Here is a 22,131-nt window from a genome sequence, read left to right on the forward strand (position 1 = left end):
GGTCAGCGTTTGGGGAGTTCGATGACAACGCTCAACCCGCCCCACTCGCTCTCCTCCAGCCGCAACACCCCGCCCCACGTGTCGACGATGTCGCGCACAATCCCCAGCCCCAATCCATGCCCATCCGTTTGTTCATCCAGGCGCGTCCCGCGGCTGAACACCTGATCGCGCTGGTCCTCGGGAATCCCCGGCCCGTCATCTTCCACACTTAACTGAAAGCCTTCGGCCGTCTCGACCACGCTCAACCGCACCTCGGCATCCGCCCATTTGCAGGCGTTGTCCAGCAGGTTGCCCAGCAGTTCCAGCAAGTCTTCGCGATCCCACGGCAACTGCAGACCGGCCGGCGCGCGATAGCTCAGGTCAAGGTGTTCGCCGTGGATCAGGTTCAACGTGGCGAGCAATCCCGGCAGCTCCGCATCGCAATCAAACAGCGCCCCCGGCAGCGCATCGCCGGACAGCCGGGCGCGATTGAGTTCGCGGTTGAGTCGTTGCTGTACCTGTTCCAATTGTTCCTTGAGGATCTTGCGCAGCTCGGGATGGGCGTCGAGTTTTTCGCTGGACGCCAGGCTCAACATCACCGCCAGCGGGGTTTTCAAGGCATGCCCGAGGTTGCCCAGCGCATTGCGCGAACGCTTGAGGCTGTCTTCGGTGTGCGCCAGCAAATGGTTGATCTGCGCCACCAGCGGTTCAAGCTCCACCGGCACCTGATCATCCAGTTGCGAACGCTGGCCCTGCTGCAACTGGGCAATCTGCTCGCGGGCCCTTTCCAGCGGGCGCAAGGCGCGGCGCACGGTGATCCGCTGCAACAGCAGAATCAGCAACAGCCCCGCCAACCCCAGGCCCAGGCCCACTTGCTGCATGCGCTTGAAACTGTCGCGCACCGGGGTGTAATCCTGGGCGACGCTGATGGAAATCGACTGGCCCAACCGCCGATAGTCCGAACGCAAGATCAGCAATTGCTGGCCTTCCGGCCCCAGTTGCAGGTTGCTGTGCAGGCCAGGATGGTCGAGGCGCGGCAATTCCTGATCCCACAGCGAACGCGAGCGCCAATGGCTGTCGGCAAAATCGATGCGGAAGTAATGCCCGGAAAACGGGCGTTGATAGGCCGGCGACAAGTGTCGTTCATCCAATTGCAAGCCTTGCGGCCCACGCACCAACGCCACCAGCAAGCTTTCGCTGTCGTTGCGCAGCCCCGCTTCGAGGTAGCGCTGCAAGCCCATTTCGAACAGCCACAGGCTGGTTTGCGCCAGCACCAGGCCGACGATCACCATCACGCTGATCAGCCCCAGGCTCAAGCGGCGCTGGATCGACCTCACTGCGCTTGACCGCCAAACAGATAACCCTGGCCGCGACGGGTTTCGATCACGCTGCGCCCCAGCTTGCGCCGCAGGTGATTGACGTGGACTTCCAGCACGTTGGAATCACGTTCGGTTTCGCCGTCGTAGAGGTGTTCGGCGAGGTGGCTTTTGGAGAGGATCTGCTCGGGGTGCAACATGAAATAACGCAGCAGGCGGAATTCTGCGGCGGTGAGCTGGATGTCGGCGCCATCGCGGGTCACGCATTGGCGACCTTCGTCCAGGTGCAGGCCCGCCGATTGCAGCGTCGGTTGATTGACCTTGCCGTGGGAGCGGCGCAGGAGCGCCTGGATGCGCAAGTGCAGTTCTTCAGGATGGAAGGGTTTGGTCAGATAGTCATCGGCGCCGGCCTTGAGGCCTTCGATCCGTTCGGCCCAGGAGCCGCGCGCCGTCAGGATCAACACCGGTGTGGCCAGCCCGCCCGCGCGCCATTGCGCCAGCACGTCGAGCCCCGGTAAACCCGGCAACCCCAGGTCGAGGATAATCAGGTCGTAGGGTTCGCTACTGCCCTGATACACCGCGTCACGGCCATCGGCCAGCCAGTCCACGGCGTAACCCTGGCGATTGAGGCCGGCGATCAGTTCGTCGGCCAAGGGCACATGGTCTTCCACCAACAGCAATCGCATCGGTCAATCTTCCTTGTCTTTCAGTAACTGGCCATTGGTGGCGTCGACGTCCAGCTCACGGACCACGCCTTCGGTGGTCAGCAGTTCGACTTCATAAATGTAGACGTCGTGTTTCTCTTCGAGCTCGGCTTCCAGCAGTTTCGACCCGGGATAGCGGTCCAACGCCTGCTTCAAAAGCTGCTCGAGTGGCAGGATCACACCCCGCTGACGCAGGCGCAGGGCTTCGTCCTGATCCAGGTCGCGCGCCATGACCACCGAGCAAAACGCCAGAAGCAGCAGCGCCATGCGTGAAAATGAAAACACCTTCATTACGTATCCTGATGATCCTTGAGAACCTGCCCGCTGACAGCGTCCAATTCCAGGTCCCACTCAATGCCTTGTGGGTCGCGCAGCTCCACCTGATAGATGTACTTGCCGTACTCTTCTTCCAGCTCGGTTTCGGTGACCGTCGAGCCTGGGTGTTTGGCCAGTGCCGTGGCGTTGAGCTTCTCGAAAGACACAATGGTACCAGCGTCGCGCAAGCGCAGGGCTTCGTCAGGGCCCAGGTCACGGGCGTGGGCGAGGCTGGCGGTCATGGCGATGATAGAGGCGGTGAACAGGGCAGTCAGGGTTTTCATGGGGTGTCTCCGTATTTTTTATGTGTTGCGTACGGAGTGCACATTAACGGGGCGAACTTAATTGAAACTGAATTGCCATCATTGGTCATGACAACGCGCCATCAGCACCCGGCCCGACCTGTCTATAATCCCTCGCTTGCCAGACATCGAGACCGGTATGACCGCCATCCACATCAAATTCCCTTCCCTGACCCTCAAGGCGGGCCCGCGGGCCTTCGCGCGCATCCGTGAAAACGGTTTGAACGCCGCCGATGTCGGCACGTTGCCAGGCGCCGCTGGCGGGCCCAAGGCCTTGGGAATTCAAGGTCTGGACCTGGCGCTGTTCGGCGAATGGCTGCCTGCCGCGCCGCGTGAGCGCTCGTTGATCGGCGCATCGGTCGGCTCCTGGCGCTTTGCCAGTGCCTGCCTGCCCGATGCCGCCGAAGGCATCCGCCGTCTCGGCCATCTCTACACCGAGCAGAATTTCGCCAAGGGCGTGACCATGGCGCAGATCAGCCAGAGCTCCCAGCGCATGCTCGATGACCTGCTCGACGGCCGCGACGCCTCGATTCTGGACAACGCCCATTACCGACTGAACATCATGGTGGTCAAAAGCCACGGCCTGCTCGCGGACGATCATCGCGGTCGCCTCGGGTTGGGCCTGTCGTCGGTGATCGCCGACAACCTGCGCGGTCGCGCGCGGCTGTCGCGGCATTTCGAGCGGCTGATCCTCCACGACCCGCGCCTGGCACCGCCGGTCAACGCGCTGACCGACTTCCCGTCACGCTTCGTCGCGCTGAATGCCGGCAACCTGCGTCAGGCCTTGCTCGCCTCCGGTTCGATCCCGATGGTGATGGAAGGCGTGCGTGACCTGCCGGGCGCTGGCGCCGGAACGTTCCGCGATGGCGGTCTGCTCGACTACCACCTCGACCTGCCCTACAGCGGCAACGACATCGTGTTGTATCCGCACTTCACCGACCGGGTCATTCCCGGCTGGTTCGACAAAACCCTGCCGTGGCGCCGCGCCTGCACCACGCGCCTGCAGGATGTTCTGCTGCTGGCACCGTCGAAGGAATACCTGGCGCGCCTGCCCTACGGCAAACTGCCGGACCGTAACGACTTCAAGCGCTTCATGGGCGATGCGCCGAGCCGGCAGAAATACTGGCGGGCGACCATGGATGAAAGCCGCCGGCTGGGCGATGAGTTTCTCGAACTGGCCGCCAACGGTCGCCTTGGCGAACGCTTGCTGACCCTTTAGTCAGGACAAACTGTTAAACTCGCCGCCTGCCCACATCGCCGCGGCGATCGCCACCTGACAGAGCTGATACCACCTGTGGAAATTTTCAAAGAGTTCACCTTCGAATCCGCCCACCGCCTGCCCCACGTCCCGGACGGCCACAAGTGCGGCCGCCTGCACGGTCACTCGTTCAAAGTGGCGATTCATCTGAGTGGCGATCTGGATCCGCATACCGGCTGGATTCGTGACTTTTCCGAGATCAAGGCGATCTTCAAACCGTTGTATGAGCGGTTGGATCACAACTATTTGAATGACATTCCGGGGTTGGAGAATCCGACCAGTGAAGTGCTGGCCAAATTCATCTGGGCCGAACTCAAGCCATTGCTGCCGGAACTCAGCGCGATCCGCATTCACGAGACCTGCACCAGCGGTTGCATCTATCGCGGGGAGTAACCAGATCTAAAAGACACTGCAAAACCATTGTGGGAGCGAGCTTGTTCGCGATGGCGGTGTATCCGTCGGCATCTTGATCGACTGAATAGCCGCCTTCGCGAGCAAGCCCGCTCCCACAGGGGCAACTGCGTTTCGTCAGTGATTAAAAAAACAGCCTTCATTGGCTGTTTTTTTATGCCTATGCTTTTTGGCTGGTACCCGCCAAGAGGACGCACCCATGACTGACTGGCCGCTCCCCCAAACCTACCGCTTCAACGGGCACTCCGTTCGCTACGCCGTGCGGGGCGACGGGCCGCCGCTGGTATTTGTGCATGGCACACCCTTCTCCTCTTATGTGTGGCACCGGATTGCGCCGCACTTCATCACTTCACACCGGGTGCATTACTTCGACCTGCTGGGTTATGGACTGTCGGAGAAGGTCGAGGGTGACGTGTCCCTTGGCGTACAGAACGAGCTGTTGACGCAACTGCTGGAACATTGGGGCCTGGACTGTCCGGACGTGGTGGCCCACGATTTCGGCGGCGCCACGGTGCTGCGTGCGCATCTGCTGAACGGCAAGAATTACCGCAGCCTGACGCTGATCGACCCGGTGGCGCTGACGCCCTGGGGTTCGCCGTTTGTCCAGCATGTGCGCCAGCATGAGGCGGCGTTCAGCGGGCTGCCTGATTACATTCAGCAGGCAATCGTGCCGGCCTATGTTCGCGGGGCGATCAAGCGTGAAATTCCGGACGAGGAGCTCGCCCATTACGTCCTTCCGTGGCTGGGTGATCCGGGGCAAGCGGCGTTTTACCGGCAGATCGCGCAGATGGATGAGCGCTATACCCGTGAGGTTGAAGGGTTGTACCCGACGGTTCGCTGCCCGGTGCAGATTCTGTGGGGTGAGGATGACCAGTGGATTCCGATCGAGCGTGGGCAGGCGTTGCAGCAGATGATTCCGGGGGCGCAGTTTCATCCGATTCCCAATGCCGGGCATCTGGTTCAGGAGGATGCGCCTGAAGCCATCGTCGCGGCGTTGCTGCGGTTTTTGCCCTCTTTCTGAAAATACGAATATCCCCTGTGGGAGCGAGCAAGTCGAATCGTCGCACCGTCGCTCCCACATGGGACTTGTGTTCCTGCAGGTGCACCGGTTTCGTGCCCTTCCCCGCTCCAGTCGTCTCCGCTCGTCTATACATAACGACATCCACCCGTTTGGCACGACCACTGCAACCCCTCCGCGTCACCCATTCAGCAAGGAACGCCCCATGACGCAAAATGATCCCGGCAACGACTACCCCCTCAGCGAAGTGCCAATGCATGCCCGCAAAGGCCTGGCCTCCACGGCCATGGTGCTGCTGGGTTTCACCTTCTTCACGGCCACCATGTTTGCCGGCGGCAAGCTTGGCGTGGCGTTCAGTTTCGGCGAGATGATGGCGGTGATCATCGTCGGCAATCTGCTGCTCGGAATCTACGCCGCAGCGCTGGGGTATATCGCTTTCAAGAGCGGGCTCAATTCAGTGCTGATGGGGCGTTTCTGCTTCGGTGAAGTGGGTAGCAAACTTAGCGACCTGATCCTCGGTTTCACCCAGATCGGCTGGTACGCCTGGGGCACCGCGACCGCCGCCGTGGTCCTGGGCAAATATTTCGAACTGAGCGAAGGCACCGTGCTGGGTCTGATGGTGGTGTTCGGCCTGGTGTTTTGCGCCACGGCCTACGTCGGTTATCGCGGACTGGAGATTCTGTCGTACATCGCGGTGCCGGCCATGATGTTGCTGCTGACGCTGTCGATGTGGGTGGCGACGGTGAAAGTCGGCGGACTCGATGGATTGCTGGCCGTCGTCCCGACCGGCACCCTGGACTGGTCGACCGCGATCACCCTGGTGTTTGGCACCTTCGTCAGCGGCGCCACGCAAGCCACCAACTGGACGCGCTTTTCCCGTTCGGCGCGGGTCGCGGTGCTGGCGAGCCTGATTGGTTTCTTCATCGGCAACGGACTGATGGTACTGATCGGCGCCTACGGGGCCATCGTCTACCAGCAACCGGACGTGGTCGAAGTGTTGCTGTTGCAAGGTTTTGCCATGGCCGCGATGGCGATGTTGCTGTTGAACATCTGGAGCACCCAGGACAACACCATCTACAACTTCGCCGTCGCCGGCTGCAACCTGCTGCGCACCGGCCGGCGCAAGACCGTAACCCTGGCCGGCGCGGTGATCGGCACGCTGCTGGCGTTGCTGGGCATGTACGATTTGCTGGTGCCGTATCTGATTCTGCTGGGCACGGTGATTCCGCCGATCGGTGGCGTGATCATGGCGGACTTTTTCTTTCGCTACCGTGGTCAATATCCACGTCTGGCCGATGCTAGGCTACCGGCATTCAACTGGCCGGGTCTGAGCGCTTATGCGGTCGGCACGGTCGCCGCGTTCAGTTCGCCGTGGGTCGCGCCGCTGGTAGGGATTGCCGCTGCCGCGCTAACGTATGTGATATTGACTGGCGTACTCGGTGCCCGTGCCGCCAACGCACCATTACAAGATCTCTAAAAGGATTCACCTGATGCACATCATCAACGCCCGCCTGCGCAACCAAGAAGGCCTGCATGAGTTGCACCTGGAAAACGGCCTGATCAGCAACATTGCCCGTCAGACCGAAGCGCCGACCCTGGGGCCCGATGATCTGGACGCCGGCGGCAACCTGGTGGTGCCGCCCTTCGTCGAACCGCACATCCACCTCGACGCGACGCTGACCGCCGGCGAACCACGCTGGAACATGAGCGGCACGCTGTTCGAAGGCATCGAATGCTGGGGCGAGCGCAAGGTGACCATTACCGAAGAAGACACCAAGACCCGGGCGAAGAAGACGATCCAGACCCTCGCCGCCCACGGCATCCAGCATGTGCGTACCCACGTCGATGTCACCGACCCGCAGCTCACCGCGCTGAAGGCAATGCTCGAAGTGCGCGAGGAAAGCCGGCACTTGATCGACATGCAAATCGTCGCGTTCCCGCAGGAGGGCATCGAGTCTTACCGCAACGGTCGCGAGTTGATGGAAGAAGCGATCCGCATGGGCGCGGATGTGGTCGGCGGGATTCCGCATTTCGAATACACCCGGGATCAGGGCGTGAGTTCGGTGAAATTCCTCATGGACCTGGCCGAACGTACCGGTTGCCTGGTGGATGTGCATTGCGATGAAACCGACGACCCGCATTCGCGCTTCCTCGAGGTGCTTGCAGAGGAAGCCCGCAGCCGCGACATGGGTTCGCGGGTCACGGCCAGTCACACCACGGCCATGGGTTCTTACGACAACGCTTACTGCGCCAAACTATTTCGCCTGCTCGGGCATTCGGGGATCAGTTTTGTCTCCTGCCCGACCGAAAGCATTCACCTGCAAGGGCGCTTCGACAATTTCCCGAAACGCCGGGGCGTGACCCGGGTGAATGAGTTGCTCGAAGCGGGGATGAACGTGTGTTTCGGCCAGGATTCGATCGTCGACCCGTGGTATCCGCTGGGCAACGGCAACATCCTTCGAGTGCTCGAAGCGGGTTTGCACATCTGTCACATGCTCGGGTATCGCAACCTGCAAAGCGCGCTGGACCTGGTCACGGATAACAGTGCCAAGGCGATGAACCTCGGGGATCGTTATGGACTGGAGCGCGGGCGGCCGGCGAATTTGCTGATTCTGTCGGCGGACAGCGATTACGAGGTGATTCGCAGCCAGGGGTTGCCGCTGTATTCGGTTCGTGGCGGAAAGGTGTTGATGAAGCGGCAGATGCCGGTGGTGGAGTTTTTTGACGAGCAGGGCTGAGCTTTGCGTTGACAGGACTGACGTCTTCGCGGGCAAGCCCGCTCCCACAGGGTTTCATGTCGTACACAAATCCTGTGCACGCCAGACAAACCTGTGGGAGCGGGCTTGCCCGCGATAGCAATTGAACTATCAACCCATTAATCGCGCCGTACCAAACAGGCTGACCCGACTCAATTCACCGCCCTTTTCCTCCAGCAAAATCGGCGCCGTACCACCCGGCATCACCACGTTCACCTCACCCGCCGCCACCCAACCCACCCGCCAGGCCGCGCACGCCACCGCGCTCGCACTGGTGCCGGACGACGCGGTCGGGCCTTCCCCACGCTCAAACACTCGAGCGACAACCCGCCCTTCTGACTCACGCATGGCCCATTGCAGATTGATACCCGCCGGACACGGCCGCCCTGCTCCGGTCGGCATGGCGTAGGCAATTTGCGTCAAGCCTTCGGACAACCTCGCTTCGCGCATCTGCTCATTCGCCGGTAAGGCCTGCGCATTGTCCACCAGGGTCACGCAGTGCGGATTGCCGACCCGCACGAACTGGCTGCGGGACCAGGCAGGGTCCAGTGCCGACAGCGGTTGCACGTGGCTGAGCTCGCGACCGTTCATTGTCACCCCTTCAACCCCGTGGGCACTGACCGCTGCCGGCCCGAATGCCGGTTTGCCCAGATCCAGCCAGAAACCCTGCACGCCCTCGACCTGCGCGGCGCTCACCGACGTTTCACCCGGTGAAGGCGTGTCGGCCTTGTCGTGATGAACCCTGAGCACACACGCCTCGTCATCGGGAAACAACCCTTGGTCACTGAGCGCCCGGGAAAAAATCGTCAGCCCGTTGCCACTGCGCTCAGCCAACGTACCGTCGGTGTTGACGATCAACAGATCGAACGGCGGCGCTGATTGAAACGGCCCCACCAGCAGCCCGTCGCAGCGATGGTCCTTGCTGCCGGCCGGTTGCGTGCCCGGTGCCCAGGCGCAGAACGCCTCGATGGCCGACAGCGCCCATGCCCCACGGGTTTGCGCCGCCAGACTGGCCTGTTCAGGCAAATCGATCCCTTCGCCACGCACCGCGTCAGGCGCCACTACCGCATAGATATTGCCTCGAGCATCGTAGAACGGCGTCATGGATCGGTCCTGAAATCAGCCTGAAAGAGCCTGTACTGTAGGCGTCAACTCACGGCGATGAAATACCGCCCCGGCGTCACGCCAAATGCGCGCCGGAACATGGCAATGAACGCACTGACATTGTCGTAGCCCAGTTCCAGCGCGATGGTCGTCACCGGTACTTCTGCGGCGAGCAACTCCAGCGCCCGCAGCAAGCGTATGCGTTGGCGCCATTGGCTGAAGCTGAAGCCGGTTTCATCGACAAAACGCCGGGCAAGGGTCCTGGATGACAGACCTGCCCATTGTGCCCACTGCGCGAGGGAACGGTTGTCGGCAAGGTCGTCGGCCAGCGCCTGACCGATCCGCCGCAGGCGCGGATCAAGCGGCAACGGCAGACCGAAGGGCTCGGCGGGCAGCGCCGCGACCTCATCAAGAATCAGGTGGGCGATCCGTTCCTGCCGTTGATCCAATGGTCCCTCGCCCCAGGTCGCCGCCCGATTGACGGCTTCACGAAGCAAACCCGAGGTCGCGATGATGCAGGGTTGCCCCGGCAACTCGGCACAGCCAGGCGCGGACACGTAGACACTCCAGCCTTGGAACGGACCATGGGAGCGCAAGCCATGCACACAGTCCGGTGGAATCCATACCGCATGGGTCGCCGGCACCACCCAGTGATGGTCAGCCGCCTCCACCGTCAACAGCCCGCGCCGTGCCCCCAGCAATTGCCCGCGCGCATGCCGGTGGGGAGCGCGGGTTCGCTCTATCGGGCTGTTCAGGACCGAAACAATCACCAGAGGCCCTGTGGAGGATTGCGCTTTTTCAACAGGTATCAGCGATATAGCCATTGGCAGCTTCACGTTATCGAATGGCCCGGATAGCGCAGTTTAGCCATTAGCAACGCATTAAGCTGAGCGCTCATTCCCTGGAGCCTCAACCATGCGCGCCGAAGACCTGCTTCCCGACGATCAAAACCAAAGCCAATTCAAAGGAACTGTCGTGCGCAAAGGCACGGTCGGGGCCTTTCTGATCAATGCCCGAACGCTGAGCGATCCCCAGACACCCGAGAGCCAACGCCTTGCTGCGACTCAAGACATTCTCCAGGCATTGCCGGCGCTACGGGCGCTGGGGCTGTTCGAACTGATGCAGGTGCGGGACCCGGTACTTCGGACGTTGTGCGAACACGATCAAGGCAATTCGACAGACTATAGATCGGTCATCCTTAATCGCGAATAGGTCTAGGTCTGCTGTCATTTATGACAGCAGACAATCCTTAGAACCGGCCGCAGAGTAAGTGCTTTAGATCTGAAAAGAGGACGCGGCATGAGCAGCAAACACTCCCCCATGTCCACGCTGTACCGCGAAGGCCGTAAGAATTTTACCGACCTGGTTCCGGACGGCGGCGCTCGCCTGGATGCACTCTTTCACACGGTTCCGGCGTTGGGGGAACTGGCAGTCGGTGTCGTTTACGGCTATTTGCATGATCGTCCCGCACTGGATCCGCGCCTGGGCGAAGCAGTATCGCTCGCCGCGATTGTTGCCGCCGGCATGACAGGGCCACCCTTGAGTGTGCATTTCAAAACAGGGCTGGCCGCGGGGCTCGCACCGGGAGAGATCACGGAAATAGTGTTGCGAGCTTCAGCATTTACCGGTTTCCCGAGAGCGGTCGCTACAGCCGACCAGCTCAATCGATTGTTTGACGAAGCCGGAATGGATTCACCACCCGTGCCTTCACCGCGCGAGGTGGCGCTAGCGTTTTGCGAGCAAGTCCGCAGCGGGGCATCGCATGGCGTCAGTCCCGCAATCAAACGGCTGCTGCGCCATTCACATTGCCTTTCGGTTCAGGCGACAACCGCCAACGCCGTCATGGTTGAATGTTTCGATGAAAAGTCTGCACTTCCCAAGGCGATTTTGCATATTCAGGTGGAAGGCACTCAGGTCGCCACAGTGACGCGTTATGCAGCTCGTTGACCAACGAACTCTCGTTATCAGTTTTTCGATTCACAGTGGAAATCAAAATCCAGGCCTCGGGATTCCGGCAATCCAGGAAAAAAGCATTCAATGATCCATCGTGGTCGCGCACACTGCGCATCCCTGCGGACGTGATATCGAACCTCACCGGTGAGTCACTGTCCCTTGGGGACGCGACGTTTTTTGCCAAGGATCGATATGACCAACCTCAACACCCAGACCACCTTCGTGCCCGGTCGCCTGGAACAGATGTCCACGCGCGTGGCTTTTTTCATCGCCGGGTTCGGGATTGCCGCGTGGGCGCCGCTGGTGCCTTACGCCAAGGCGCGGGCCGGGCTGGATGAAGGGACCCTCGGTTTGCTGTTGTTGTGCCTGGGAGTGGGCTCGATTCTGGCAATGCCGATGGCCGGGATTCTGGCCACGCGTTTCGGTTGCCGGAGGGTGGCGGTCGGCGGGACGCTGTTGATCTGTGCGGCGCTGCCGCTGTTGGCGACGGTGTCGTCGATTCCGGCGCTGATCGCCGCGTTGTTCATGTTCGGCGCGGGCCTGGGCACGGTGGATTCAACGGTGAACCTGCAAGCGGTGATCGTCGAACGGGCCAGCGGCAAGACCATGATGTCCGGGTTTCACGGGATGTTCAGCCTTGGCGGGATTGTCGGCGCGGCGGGTGTCAGCGGTTTGCTCGGCTTGGGCCTTTCACCGCTGGGGGCTATGGCGGTGGTGATTGTCGTATTGTTGCTGGCCTTGCTCAAAGCCGCGCCGCACTTGTTGCCTTATGGCAGCGAAAGCTCGGGACCTGCGTTTGCCATTCCCCACGGCATCGTGCTGTTCATCGGCGGCATGTGTTTCATCGTGTTCCTCGCCGAAGGCGCAGCGCTCGACTGGAGCGCGGTATTCCTCGCACAGGAACGCGGGATCGACACGGCGTATGCAGGCTTGGGATATGCCGCGTTTGCGCTGACCATGACCGTCGGCCGGTTGACCGGAGACGCGATTGTCCACCGCCTCGGCGCAACACGGGTGGTCGTGTTCGGTGGGCTGACGGCCGCCGGGGGCCTGTTTCTGGCGACCTTCGCACCGAACTGGGAGTTGGCGCTGGTGGGTTACGCGCTGCTGGGGGCGGGTTGTTCGAACATCGTGCCCGTGCTGTACACCGCCGTGGGCAAACAGACGGTGATGCCGGAAAGCGTGGCCGTGCCGGCCATTACGACGCTGGGTTATGCGGGGATTCTGGCGGGGCCTGCGTTGATCGGGTTCATCGCCCACGGCAGCAGCTTGAGTTTTGCCTTCGGGCTGATGGCGCTGTTGCTGGTGGCGGTGGCCATTGGCGGGAAAGTGTTGAAAGTTTAAAAGCTTCGCGGGCAAGCCTCGCTCCTACAGGGGATCGTCTGCGTGCACAGTATCTGTGCGCGCCACCGAACAACTGTAGGAGCGAGGCTTGCCCGCGAAAGCGGTGTGTCAGGCTACCTATCTATCAACTGAAAGACAGTCACCCAGGTCTATCAGAACCCAACGCTGGCCTGCACAAAGAACGTGCGCGGCGCCCCGACGTACATGCCCGAGTTGTTGTCGCTGGAGCGGGTGAAGTACTGCTTGTCGAAGATGTTTTTCACCCCGGCACCGACCTTCAGGTTCGACAACTGCGCACCAAAGTCATAACCGCCCCGCACGTTCCAGGTGACGTAACCCGGAATGTCGCCGTACTGGCCGTCGGCGGTGCCTTCGGTGATGTAGTTGTTGGTGAAGCTGCCATCGGCATTCACCGCAACGCCCGGCGAGCGCTGTTTGGACTGGGCGAACGCATCGAGGTTGTAAGTCCAGCGGTCGATGTCGTAACGCAGGCCGGCGGTCGCTACCTGACGCGAGTAGAACGGCAGGTCACGGCCCTTGAAGCCCGGAATCTCCCCTTCATAAACGGCACGGGTGTAGGTGATCCCGGCGTTGGCGGTCAGGCCGTCGAGCCGTGGGTCCAGTGCCGCCATGTCGTAGTGGACCGAAGCCTCGATGCCCTGGTGCGTGGTCGCGCCGAGGTTGGTCCAGCCTGCGTCGTTGCTGATGTACTGCAACTCTTTATCGAAGTCGATGTAGAACAGCGTCACTTCGCCGCCCCACACGTCATCGTTGTAACGGGTGCCGACCTCATAGGTCTTGGCCTTCTCCGGCTCCAGGCCATTGGCGGGTTCGTCACCCGTGCCACCTTGGCCAAGCTGGAAATACTGCAGGCTGCCGAACGAGGTTTCGTAGTTGGCGAACAGCTTCCAGGCATCGGAGATGTGATACATCACGCTCAAGGCCGGCAGCGGCTCGTTGCTTTCGATGCTGCGGTTCTTTTCCGGCACGCGCTTGCCGGCGGTGTCGAGCACGGGGCGATCGTGCCAGTCGGTGCTGATGTGTTCGAAACGGATACCGGGCGTGATGGTCCAGTTGCCGACGTCGATTTTGTTGTCGATGTACACCGAGTTGGCTTCAGTGCCGCCAGTGCGGTCCTGATAGACATGGCCGTCCGAGGCCTTGGTCACGACCGGCTCGTTGTTGACCAGCGCCAGACGGCTGGCCTCTTCGTGCATGGCTTCCTTGAGGTAGCGATAACCGACGCTGACTTCCTGGGTGGTCGGACCGACGTCGAACACATGGGACACTCGCGGTTCGATGCCGAGGGTGTAGTAAGTGCGCGGGAACGAGCCGAGGGTCTTTTGATCGCGGGCGGCGATGTTGCTGCCACGGAAGCTGTCGGAGTAGTAGGTCAGCACTTCGGCCTGGGTGCGGTCATCGATCTGCCGCGTCCACTTGAACGAGATGTCCTTGCGGCGTCCGCTGAAGTTGTCGTTGTTGCGGTCGGACTGAAACGGATTGGCGTCGTATTGCGCCTGGGTCAGGCCGCCGGGCATGTCGGCGCTGGCGTCGTAGTAATGCAGGTTGAGGCTGAAATCGTCGACATCGGTCGGTGCCCAGTGGGTCTTGAGAATCACGTCGTCGATGTCGTTGCCGTTGTTGCGCTCGCGGTAACCGTTGCCGTTCACGCCCGAGTACAACAGCGCCACGCCAATGCCGTTGTCCGCGGTGCCGCCGACGAACGCCGTATCGATGTGCTTCCAGCCACCGTGCTGGGAGGTTTCCAGGGTGGTGCCGATTTCAGCGGAGGCTTTTTCCGGGATGGCGCGGGTCACGAAGTTGATCACACCGCCGACGTTCTGCGGTCCGTAGCGCACGGAACCGGCGCCGCGAACCACGTCGATGCTCTCAAGGTTGCCCGAGGAGATCGGTGCCATGGACAGCTGTGGCTGGCCATAAGGGGCAAACGCTGCCGGCACGCCGTCGATCAGCACGGTGGAGCGCGGCGACAGGCGCGACGTCAGGCCACGTACGCCGACGTTCAGGGAAATGTCGCTGCCGCCGGTGCCGTTGGCTTCCTGCACTTGCACGCCGGGTACACGCTTCAACACGTCACCGACGTTCATCGCACCCTGCTCGACCATGGCTTCACGACGAATCACCGTCCGTGCGCCAGGGTGGTTTTGCACCACGGCGGCATCGGCGTCTCCGAGCCAGTCGCCGACCACCTTGATGTCGGTCACGCCCAGTTCCAGCGGGCCGTTGGCGGCGGCAGTCGGCACCGGGGTCAGGGTCACCGAACCCTCGTCGATCTGATACTCGAGGCCACTGCCTTGCAGCAACTGGCGCAGGGCCTGTTCCGGCGAAAGGTTGCCGTCCACCGCCGGCGCTTGTTTGCCAGCGACCAGTGCAGGACTGAAAAAAACCTGCAACGAGGTTTGCTGGCCCAGTTCACTCAGCGCCTGACCCAAGGGTTGCGCCGGGATGTGGATCGCGTCGGCAGCAAAGGCCTGAGGCAGCACAACGTTGACCGCCAGCGCGAGGGACAGCGGTAACCAAAGGGATTTGTTGTTTTTAGCGGTGGATTTTTTCACGTCGAACGTAGTCCTGTGGATCGCAAGAGTGTGCGCTTGTTAATGCAAACCAGTTGCAGTTGGACAGGAAGACGATCAACTCGAAAAAAACCTGAATCTATTTTGAAATTATTTCCTGGCTGCCGTCATCGAGGGTGCGCACGGCCACCGGCAGGATGTTGGGCAAGGCCTTGAGCAGCGCGTCGGTGTTGTCGGACTTGAACACGCTGGTCAGGCGCAGATTGCCGACTTTGTCGTTGCCGACGGTGAGGGGTTTCTCCCGATAGCGCGACACTTCCTCGGCCACGTCGGCGAGGCTGGCGTTGTTGAACACCAGTTTGCCGCTGCGCCAGGCGGTCAGTTCCGCCGGGTTGACGGCATACGCCGCCGCGACGGTGCCCTGGGCATCGACACGTGTACCGAGGCCGGCGGTGAGGCTGATGAATTCGTTGTCGGGCGCACCGCGTCCCTGAACCTTGACCGTGCCCTGCTCCACCACGACCCGGGTGTCGCTGACGCCGCGACGCACATCGAAGCGGGTGCCGGTGACTGTGACCTTGCCACTGCCCGCCTGGACCACGAACGGTCGATCACTGTCGTGGGCGACGCTGAACATCGCCTCGCCTTCCGTCAGCTCAATGTCTCGATGGCCTTTTTCATAGCGCACCTGAAGGCGGCTGCGGCTGTTCAGATCGATCACCGAACCGTCCGGCAACGCCACTTGGCGACGTTCGCCCGGCGCCGTGGAAAATTCGGCGGTGTAAGGCGCGGGTTGATTCAAACCGCTGAACAGCCCCAGGCCGAGCGCCACGGCCAATACACTGGCGGCCACCGCATAACGCACCAGTGGGCGGCGTTTGTTGCGGGTCGGCGGGGTTTCACACAAGGCTTGCAGACGCGCGGCGGGCACAAGATCCGCCGCCGACCACAAGCCCTGAAGCAACTGAAACTCGTCGCGATGCTGAGGGTGTTCGTTCAGCCAGCGTTCGAAGCGCTGCTGTTCTTCGACGTCAATGGCTGGTTCCTGCAAACGCACAAACCAGTGCGCTGCCTCATCGCGAACCGTTGTTTGCCCGCACGCGCAATCACGAGTATCCATCATGGAAGTTCCTGTTTGGCTGGGGGTGAGAAGGCGCGGCCGATCATGATTGCAGTCCGTCGAGGCGGTCGCGCAGATGCCGCAGGGTGCGGATCATATACTTTTCCACCATGTTCTTGGACAGTCCCAGGCGTTCGGCGATTTCGGCCTGGGTCAGGCCTTCGATCTTCTGCCAGACAAACACCTTGCGACAATTGACCGGCAACTCGGTGAGCGCCCGTTCGATGGAATCAGCCAACTGGATCGCCTGCATGAAATGCTCCGGGTCGCCGGACGACGACACACTGTGATCGATCGCCTCCGACTCCATGGCGCCCCGCCGATCCTCACGCCGATAACCGTCTACCGCGATGTTGCGCGCGGTCTGGTGCAAGTACGCCCGAGGTTGTTCCACCGCTGCCGAATCGGACTCAAGCACCCGCACGAAGGTGTCGTGGGCCAGATCCTCGGCCTGCTGACGATTTCTCAGGCGACGGGTCCAGGTGCCAACCAACTCTTCGTAATGCTCGAAAAAGCCGTGTCTGCGGGGCAGCTTGGGGGTCATTGCGGTGTGCTGTGAAGACGGGGCGTGAATAGTAATGCTTCCTATTAACCGGAAGCAATGGATTCCAATCCAAGGCAGATCAACGGGAAAGTTGATTTAGGCACGGAGCCAAAGGATTCTGGCAGGCATCCAAAAGAAGCCATCCACTGGCTGTAGCAAAGTGTGCTAATGCCAGTCACCGGCTTTCGTCCAGGAACCCAGACATGTTCACGTCCCCAGCGTCACGGAAAAGAAAACCCCTCGCCCGCCTCGCGCTGGCCATCAGCCTTGTCACGCTCGGCCTGCCTTGCTGGATCAGCCAGGCCAGTGCCCACGGCGGCGCCGCCGAAATGGTGCCGTTGCAAGCGGGTCTTGAAGAATTTGGCGCAACCGTCAAATGGGACGACTACGCCGACCTGTTCGTGATTGCCAAGGACGGCGTTTATCTCAAGGTCAAGCCGGGCAGCAAAGTGGCGGTGCTCAACGGCAAACGGATGGAGCTGACTGTGCCGGTGGTGTTCAAGGGCAAGACCGCCTTCATGTCCAAGGACTTCATCAATCAGGTGTTCCAGTCCGGGCTGGACAAGACCTTTGTCGTCGAGACGCGCCCCAACCCGCTCAACCCGCTGAGCGCGGACGAGATCAAGACCGCGGTCGAGATCATCAGGCAATCGGAACACTACAAACCCGGTTTTCGTTTCACCGAAGTCTCGGTCAACGAGCCGCCGAAGGATCAGGTGTGGAATTTCGTCTACACCGGCCAGAACGTCGCCCAGCCACGTCAGGCCAACATCGTGGTGCTCGACGGCAAGCATGTGATCGAGGGCCTGATCGATCTCGACAGCAAGACACTCAAGTCATGGAAACCCATCGAGGGCGCCCACGGCATGGTCCTGCTGGATGACTTCGCGACGGTGCAGTCGGCCATCGAAGCGAGCCCCGACTATGCGCAGGCACTGGCCAAACGCGGGATCACCGATGTGAAAAAGGTCGTGGCCACGCCGTTGACGGTCGGTTACTTCGACGGCAAGGACGGCTTGGCGCAAGACAAGCGGTTGCTGAAGATCGTCAGCTATTTGAATACCGGGGATGGCAACTACTGGGCGCACCCGATCGAAGGCCTGGTGGCGATTGTCGACCTGGAGCAGAAGAAGCTGATCAAGATCGAAGACGGCGCGGTCATTCCGGTGCCGATGAAGTCGACGCCGTATGACGGGCGCGGGCGCAAGGGCACGTCGGTCAAGCCGTTGGAGATCACCGAACCGGAAGGCAAGAACTACACCATCACCGGCAACAGCATTCACTGGCAGAACTGGGATTTCCACGTTCGCCTCGATTCCCGGGTCGGCCCGATCCTGTCCACGGTCACGTATGACGACAAGGGCAAGAAACGCAAAATCATGTACGAAGGCTCGCTCGGCGGCATGATCGTGCCTTACGGCGACCCCGATGGCGGCTGGTACTTCAAGGCCTATCTCGACTCGGGCGATTACGGCATGGGCACGCTGACTTCGCCGATTGCGCGTGGCAAGGACGCCCCGGCAAACGCCGTGTTGCTGGACGCCACGATTGCCGACTATACCGGCGCCCCCACCTCGATTCCCCGCGCCATGGCGGTGTTCGAGCGTTACGCCGGGCCGGAATACAAACACCAGGAAATGGGCCAGCCCAACCTCAGCACCGAACGGCGTGAACTGGTGGTGCGCTGGATCAGCACCGTCGGCAACTACGACTACATTTTCGACTGGGTCTTCCAGCAGAACGGCACCATCGGTATCGACGCCGGCGCCACTGGCATCGAAGCGGTCAAGGGCGTGAAATCGAAAACCATGCACGAAGCCACGGCCAAGGAAGACACGCGCTACGGCACGCTGCTGGACCACAACATCGTCGGCACCACGCACCAGCACATCTACAACTTCCGCCTCGACATGGACGTGGACGGAGAAAACAACTCACTGGTGGAAGTGAACCCGGTGGTTGCCCCGAACGACCGTGGCGGCCCGCGGACCAGCACCATGCAGACCGAGCAAAACGTGGTCGGCACTGAACAGCAGGCCGCACAGAAATTCGACCCCTCGACCGTTCGCCTGCTGACCAACTTCAGCAAGGAAAACAAAGTCGGCAACCCGGTTTCCTATCAGCTGATTCCGTACGCGGGCGGCACGCACCCGGTGGCCAAGGGCGCCAACTTCGGCAAGGACGAATGGCTCTATCACCGCCTGAGCTTCATGGACAAACAACTGTGGGTGACGCGCTACAACCCGGAAGAAAAGTACCCCGAAGGCAAATACCCGAACCGCTCGGACAAGGACGCGGGACTTGGGCAGTTCACCCACGACAATCAGGCCATCGAAAACACCGATGATGTGGTCTGGCTGACCACCGGCACCACGCACATCGCCCGTGCGGAAGAATGGCCGATCATGCCGACCGAGTGGGTGCATGTGCTGTTGAAACCGTGGAATTTCTTTGATGAGACGCCGACGTTGAACCTCAACGCCCCGAAATAAAACACCACAACACAAAACCCTGTGGGAGCGGGCTTGCTCGCGAAGGCGGAGTGTCAGATACCATTGATGTTGGCTGACACTCCGCTTTCGCGAGCAAGCCCGCTCCCACAGGGGTTAGGCGTTTATTCAATTAGATCTCAGGCGTGTTTTTTGCGGTATTCACCGGGCGAAATCCCGAACCGTGATTTGAACGCTGTGGAAAAGTAGCTCGAATCGGAAAAGCCCCACGAATACCCCAGCACCGACAATTTCTGCTCCGTGCGCGATTGGCGCAGGGATTCGGCGCACAAATCCAGTCGACGATTCTTGATGTACCGCGCCACCACCAGGCCCTTCCTGGCGAACATCCGGTACAGCCCCCGCGTCGACATGCCCACTTCTCGCGCCAGCCATTCGGGGCAAAGGTCTTCCGAGCGGATGTGCTCATCAATGAAGCCCAGGGTCTTGCGAAAGAGGCGCTCATGCACATCCGTGCATTCTTCGCTGTGGCTGATCGCCGGGCGCAGCAGGCTGACAATCGCTTCCAGCGTTGCTTCGCTTTCTGCCCGGCTCAGGCATTGCTGGTGTGTGGCGTCGAGAATCAGACGGTGCGACAACATCGCGATGGGCGATGTCGCGGCAATCCGGTGGCCACACTTGACCTGACTGAAGCGCAGGGTTTGCTCGACCAGTTGCGACGGCAGAATCAACGACAACTGCCGTGAATTTTCACTGTAGGTAAAGTCGCTGGGACGCGAGGCGTCGATCAGCGTGATATCCCCGGCCGACAGCAACACCTTGCTGTCGCCCTGGGCCATGCCGGCGGTGCCATCGAGCTGGAACACCGCAAAGTATTTGCCGCCCTCGCCCGCCGCGACTTCCTGAGGCGTGCGGTACAGCCGTGCCTGGCGGGCATCGACGAAACTGAGCTTCAGCGCGCCGTCCTGGTGCTCGCGGATCTGCCCGGCAAATTCGTCGCCCAGCGGTTGCGCATTAAAGGCGCCACAGATCTGGTTGATCTGATGAATCCACTGATCGAAGCCATCACGGCGCTGTGCAATTGAAGAAATCATGTCGGGCCTCACGCAGGCTTGTTTTTATTATCTACGCCAATCCACGGGTTCTCCTGAACAGGGACTCTCCTTCGAAACAAACGGGTTATTTAAGCCCGCCAAAACGCCGATAAAAGCTTTCGCCCACATCCGGCAACGGACCATCGGCGGTCTCCAGTGCGCTGTTCAACCATTCCTCGGCCTTGGCGTAGATCAGCCGGTAAATATTGCGGCACAACTGCCGTGCGGCGCGTCCTTCCCAATCGCCGGGCAACAGTTCGTCCGGCAATTGCGGGTCGCGCAACAGCAGTTTGCGGTACTCATGAATAAGCAGGACCCGTGCCAGGAAGCAATCGGACGGCTGCAGGTTTTCCTGCTCGCGAAGCGCTTGCCAGAGCGGTCGGAACAGCTGGATGAACTCGCTGTAATGGGCCGCCAGCTCCTCGATGTTCCAGCTCTCGCGCACCTGCAGACGCAACGCCTTGGAAGCCAGTACATCCTGTGCGGTGGTTTCGAAAACGATGGTGTCTTCCTGGGCGCCAAGGTCGAGCAACGTCGCGTTGACATCGGCCCGATCGCTGCGCGGACAGGCCAGCACCGCCGGCGAAATCGCACCAAAACCTTGCCACTCCAGTTCTTCGCGCACTTGTTTGCGCTTGTCCTGGGTCAGTTGCGTGAGCATCACCAGGCACCACGAACCGTCCCATGCCGGAACGGTGGAGCTGTAGACGCGCTTGAAGGCCTTGTCGAAACGCCGGCGACCGGTACCGGTCAGGCTGTAGTAGCTGCGGCGTCCGACTTTCTCGGCGGTCAGCCAGCCTTCCTTGGTCAGGCGGAAGATCGAGGTGCGGATCAGCCGTTCGTTGATGCCGATGGGCTCGAGCAACTGAATCAGGCTGCCCAGCCATACCGTGCCGCCGTGGGGTTCGATGGCGTCCCCGTACAGCGTGATGATCAAGGAGCTGGCGCGGATCGGCGTCTGTTCCTGGAAGCGGGTAATCAGGTGGTTCAAGGGTGTCAGGGACGACATGGGCGTACCGAGCTGAAAAAAGAAAAGGAATATACCTAAATCCCTGTGGGAGCGGGCTTGCCCGCGATGGCGGTGTGTCAGATAACGCTGATGTCGACTGACACGACGCTATCGCGGGCAAGCCCGCTCCCACAGGGGGCAGTGTTCATAGCGTGCTGCCCTTGGGGCGCAGGCCGCTGTCGCTGATACGCGGGCGGTCGGGTTCCGGTTCGGTCAGCGGTTCGCAGACGCGCATCTGCTCAAGGCAACGCCTGGCCAGTTGCTGATACTCGCGAGTGCCCGCCTGCTTCCACGACACTTCTTCATCGCTGAGGCTGCGCTTGACACTGGCCGGCGCGCCCATGATCAGAGACTGCTCGGGGCATTCGAATCCCGCCTTGACGAACGCGGCCGCCGAAACGAATGAACGAGCAGCGATGCGCGCATTGTCCATCACCACCGCATTCATCCCCACCAGCGCGTCCGCGCCAATCCGGCAGCCGTGCAACACCGCGCCGTGACCGATATGACCGTTGCGTTCGACCACGGTGTCGCTGTCCGGGAAACCGTGCATCACGCAGGTGTCCTGCAGATTGGCGCCCTCTTCCAGCACGATCCGGCCGAAGTCCCCGCGCAGGCTGGCCAGCGGCCCGACGTAGCAGTGGGGACCAACAATCACATCACCGATCAGAACGGCTGACGGATGAACGTAAGCAGTGGGATCAACCACCGGAGTCAAGCCATCGAGGCTGTAGCAGGTCATGGGGCGCTCCCTTTCATAAAGCGATGCAGATACAGGTTCATTTTGTATCACATCGCTTTTGCCAGCACAAAGAACAAAAACCGTATCACTTATGAATCCCGCGAGGCGAGGCGCCCATTCACGCCCTAAAACCAAGGATAAAGCCAATAAAATAGGCACCTTAAGCGATCTATCATTC

General features: G+C 61.0%; 21 protein-coding genes. 9 read left to right on the plus strand and 12 right to left on the minus strand.

Annotated features, from left to right (window positions below; genetic code table 11):
* Positions 1-2 precede the first annotated feature (2 nt).
* Genes J2Y86_RS08720 through J2Y86_RS08735 form a run of 4 tightly spaced genes read right to left on the minus strand, consistent with a single transcriptional unit; the run spans position 3 to position 2,598 of the window.
* Entirely contained in the window at positions 3-1,316 is a 1,314-nt protein-coding gene (locus J2Y86_RS08720; protein ID WP_253429751.1) for a sensor histidine kinase, read from the minus strand.
* A complete protein-coding gene (locus tag J2Y86_RS08725; protein WP_017339720.1) occupies positions 1,313-1,981 on the minus strand; it encodes a response regulator transcription factor in 669 nt (222 codons plus the stop codon). Before J2Y86_RS08725 ends, J2Y86_RS08720 begins: the two co-directional genes overlap by 4 nt.
* Positions 1,982-1,984: 3 nt before the next feature.
* Positions 1,985-2,290, minus strand: coding sequence for a PepSY domain-containing protein (locus J2Y86_RS08730; protein WP_253429754.1), 306 nt, complete (start codon positions 2,288-2,290; stop codon positions 1,985-1,987).
* Positions 2,290-2,598: a PepSY domain-containing protein gene (locus tag J2Y86_RS08735; RefSeq protein WP_150634248.1), complete on the minus strand. Its 309-nt coding sequence runs from the start codon at positions 2,596-2,598 to the stop codon at positions 2,290-2,292. Before J2Y86_RS08735 ends, J2Y86_RS08730 begins: the two co-directional genes overlap by 1 nt.
* Before the next feature lie 157 nt (positions 2,599-2,755).
* On the opposite strand from J2Y86_RS08735, the gene J2Y86_RS08740 reads away from it, so the two are divergent.
* The 5 genes from J2Y86_RS08740 to codA all read left to right on the plus strand — a co-directional run bounded on the left by J2Y86_RS08740 (position 2,756) and on the right by codA (position 8,041).
* Complete coding sequence (locus J2Y86_RS08740; protein WP_253429757.1) at positions 2,756-3,835, plus strand: patatin-like phospholipase family protein; 1,080 nt, start codon at positions 2,756-2,758, stop codon at positions 3,833-3,835.
* 75 nt (positions 3,836-3,910) lie between these two features.
* Complete coding sequence (queD, locus tag J2Y86_RS08745) at positions 3,911-4,267, plus strand: 6-carboxytetrahydropterin synthase QueD (RefSeq protein WP_008056290.1); 357 nt, start codon at positions 3,911-3,913, stop codon at positions 4,265-4,267.
* A gap of 217 nt (positions 4,268-4,484) precedes the next feature.
* A complete protein-coding gene (locus tag J2Y86_RS08750) occupies positions 4,485-5,306 on the plus strand; it encodes an alpha/beta fold hydrolase (RefSeq protein WP_253429760.1) in 822 nt (273 codons plus the stop codon).
* Between the two features lie 202 nt (positions 5,307-5,508).
* Positions 5,509-6,780 carry a cytosine permease gene (gene codB / locus J2Y86_RS08755; protein WP_253429763.1) on the plus strand — a complete coding sequence of 424 codons (1,272 nt, stop codon included), beginning with the start codon at positions 5,509-5,511 and terminating at the stop codon, positions 6,778-6,780.
* 13 nt (positions 6,781-6,793) lie between these two features.
* Positions 6,794-8,041: a cytosine deaminase gene (gene codA / locus J2Y86_RS08760; RefSeq protein WP_253429767.1), complete on the plus strand. Its 1,248-nt coding sequence runs from the start codon at positions 6,794-6,796 to the stop codon at positions 8,039-8,041.
* 129 nt (positions 8,042-8,170) lie between these two features.
* Here the strand turns inward: codA and J2Y86_RS08765 are convergent, their stop codons facing one another.
* On the minus strand, positions 8,171-9,163 hold the full coding sequence (locus tag J2Y86_RS08765) for a diaminopimelate epimerase (protein ID WP_253429772.1): 993 nt from the start codon (positions 9,161-9,163) through the stop codon (positions 8,171-8,173).
* Between the two features lie 44 nt (positions 9,164-9,207).
* On the minus strand, positions 9,208-9,987 hold the full coding sequence (locus J2Y86_RS08770; protein WP_253429775.1) for an AraC family transcriptional regulator: 780 nt from the start codon (positions 9,985-9,987) through the stop codon (positions 9,208-9,210).
* Positions 9,988-10,078: 91 nt separating this feature from the next.
* Between J2Y86_RS08770 and J2Y86_RS08775 the strand changes: the two genes are divergently transcribed.
* The 3 genes from J2Y86_RS08775 to J2Y86_RS08785 all read left to right on the plus strand — a co-directional run bounded on the left by J2Y86_RS08775 (position 10,079) and on the right by J2Y86_RS08785 (position 12,460).
* Positions 10,079-10,375, plus strand: a complete 297-nt coding sequence (locus J2Y86_RS08775) for a hypothetical protein (RefSeq protein ID WP_253429778.1) — start codon at positions 10,079-10,081, stop codon at positions 10,373-10,375.
* A gap of 87 nt (positions 10,376-10,462) precedes the next feature.
* A complete protein-coding gene (locus J2Y86_RS08780; RefSeq protein WP_253429782.1) occupies positions 10,463-11,110 on the plus strand; it encodes a carboxymuconolactone decarboxylase family protein in 648 nt (215 codons plus the stop codon).
* 198 nt (positions 11,111-11,308) lie between these two features.
* The gene (locus J2Y86_RS08785; RefSeq protein ID WP_253429785.1) at positions 11,309-12,460 is read left to right on the plus strand and encodes an MFS transporter; all 1,152 of its coding nucleotides are present in this window, start codon (positions 11,309-11,311) and stop codon (positions 12,458-12,460) included.
* A 152-nt stretch (positions 12,461-12,612) separates the two neighbouring features.
* On the opposite strand, the gene J2Y86_RS08790 is transcribed toward J2Y86_RS08785, so the two are convergent.
* From J2Y86_RS08790 to J2Y86_RS08800, 3 genes are all read right to left on the minus strand, one after another.
* Entirely contained in the window at positions 12,613-15,036 is a 2,424-nt protein-coding gene (locus J2Y86_RS08790; protein WP_253429788.1) for a TonB-dependent siderophore receptor, read from the minus strand.
* A gap of 97 nt (positions 15,037-15,133) precedes the next feature.
* Positions 15,134-16,117 carry a FecR family protein gene (locus J2Y86_RS08795; protein ID WP_253429793.1) on the minus strand — a complete coding sequence of 328 codons (984 nt, stop codon included), beginning with the start codon at positions 16,115-16,117 and terminating at the stop codon, positions 15,134-15,136.
* A gap of 40 nt (positions 16,118-16,157) precedes the next feature.
* Positions 16,158-16,658, minus strand: a complete 501-nt coding sequence (locus J2Y86_RS08800) for a sigma-70 family RNA polymerase sigma factor (protein WP_253429796.1) — start codon at positions 16,656-16,658, stop codon at positions 16,158-16,160.
* Between the two features lie 203 nt (positions 16,659-16,861).
* Between J2Y86_RS08800 and tynA the strand changes: the two genes are divergently transcribed.
* Complete coding sequence (gene tynA / locus J2Y86_RS08805) at positions 16,862-19,150, plus strand: primary-amine oxidase (protein WP_253429799.1); 2,289 nt, start codon at positions 16,862-16,864, stop codon at positions 19,148-19,150.
* A gap of 137 nt (positions 19,151-19,287) precedes the next feature.
* Here the strand turns inward: tynA and feaR are convergent, their stop codons facing one another.
* From feaR to paaY, 3 genes are all read right to left on the minus strand, one after another.
* On the minus strand, positions 19,288-20,202 hold the full coding sequence (gene feaR, locus J2Y86_RS08810; RefSeq protein WP_253429802.1) for a transcriptional regulator FeaR: 915 nt from the start codon (positions 20,200-20,202) through the stop codon (positions 19,288-19,290).
* A gap of 85 nt (positions 20,203-20,287) precedes the next feature.
* Positions 20,288-21,211 (minus strand): phenylacetic acid degradation operon negative regulatory protein PaaX, encoded by a 924-nt coding sequence (gene paaX, locus J2Y86_RS08815; RefSeq protein WP_017339736.1) that lies wholly within the window; start codon positions 21,209-21,211, stop codon positions 20,288-20,290.
* A 145-nt stretch (positions 21,212-21,356) separates the two neighbouring features.
* Positions 21,357-21,953, minus strand: coding sequence for a phenylacetic acid degradation protein PaaY (paaY, locus tag J2Y86_RS08820; RefSeq protein WP_253429807.1), 597 nt, complete (start codon positions 21,951-21,953; stop codon positions 21,357-21,359).
* Between the last annotated feature and the right edge of the window lie 178 nt (positions 21,954-22,131).

The organism is Pseudomonas migulae (assembly GCF_024169315.1).
Classification (GTDB): Bacteria; Pseudomonadota; Gammaproteobacteria; order Pseudomonadales; family Pseudomonadaceae; genus Aquipseudomonas; species Aquipseudomonas migulae_B.

Coding starts and splice junctions, on each gene's coding strand:
- J2Y86_RS08770 (WP_253429775.1), bottom strand. CDS start 9,987: ATGGCTATATCGCTGATACCTGTTGAAAAAGCGCAATCCTCCACAGGG.
- feaR (WP_253429802.1), bottom strand. CDS start 20,202: ATGATTTCTTCAATTGCACAGCGCCGTGATGGCTTCGATCAGTGGATT.
- J2Y86_RS08800 (WP_253429796.1), bottom strand. CDS start 16,658: ATGACCCCCAAGCTGCCCCGCAGACACGGCTTTTTCGAGCATTACGAA.
- J2Y86_RS08730 (WP_253429754.1), bottom strand. CDS start 2,290: ATGAAGGTGTTTTCATTTTCACGCATGGCGCTGCTGCTTCTGGCGTTT.
- J2Y86_RS08750 (WP_253429760.1), top strand. CDS start 4,485: ATGACTGACTGGCCGCTCCCCCAAACCTACCGCTTCAACGGGCACTCC.
- J2Y86_RS08785 (WP_253429785.1), top strand. CDS start 11,309: ATGACCAACCTCAACACCCAGACCACCTTCGTGCCCGGTCGCCTGGAA.
- J2Y86_RS08735 (WP_150634248.1), bottom strand. CDS start 2,598: ATGAAAACCCTGACTGCCCTGTTCACCGCCTCTATCATCGCCATGACC.
- codB (WP_253429763.1), top strand. CDS start 5,509: ATGACGCAAAATGATCCCGGCAACGACTACCCCCTCAGCGAAGTGCCA.
- J2Y86_RS08725 (WP_017339720.1), bottom strand. CDS start 1,981: ATGCGATTGCTGTTGGTGGAAGACCATGTGCCCTTGGCCGACGAACTG.
- paaX (WP_017339736.1), bottom strand. CDS start 21,211: ATGTCGTCCCTGACACCCTTGAACCACCTGATTACCCGCTTCCAGGAA.
- J2Y86_RS08765 (WP_253429772.1), bottom strand. CDS start 9,163: ATGACGCCGTTCTACGATGCTCGAGGCAATATCTATGCGGTAGTGGCG.
- J2Y86_RS08740 (WP_253429757.1), top strand. CDS start 2,756: ATGACCGCCATCCACATCAAATTCCCTTCCCTGACCCTCAAGGCGGGC.
- tynA (WP_253429799.1), top strand. CDS start 16,862: ATGTTCACGTCCCCAGCGTCACGGAAAAGAAAACCCCTCGCCCGCCTC.
- codA (WP_253429767.1), top strand. CDS start 6,794: ATGCACATCATCAACGCCCGCCTGCGCAACCAAGAAGGCCTGCATGAG.
- paaY (WP_253429807.1), bottom strand. CDS start 21,953: ATGACCTGCTACAGCCTCGATGGCTTGACTCCGGTGGTTGATCCCACT.
- J2Y86_RS08780 (WP_253429782.1), top strand. CDS start 10,463: ATGAGCAGCAAACACTCCCCCATGTCCACGCTGTACCGCGAAGGCCGT.
- J2Y86_RS08795 (WP_253429793.1), bottom strand. CDS start 16,117: ATGATGGATACTCGTGATTGCGCGTGCGGGCAAACAACGGTTCGCGAT.
- J2Y86_RS08775 (WP_253429778.1), top strand. CDS start 10,079: ATGCGCGCCGAAGACCTGCTTCCCGACGATCAAAACCAAAGCCAATTC.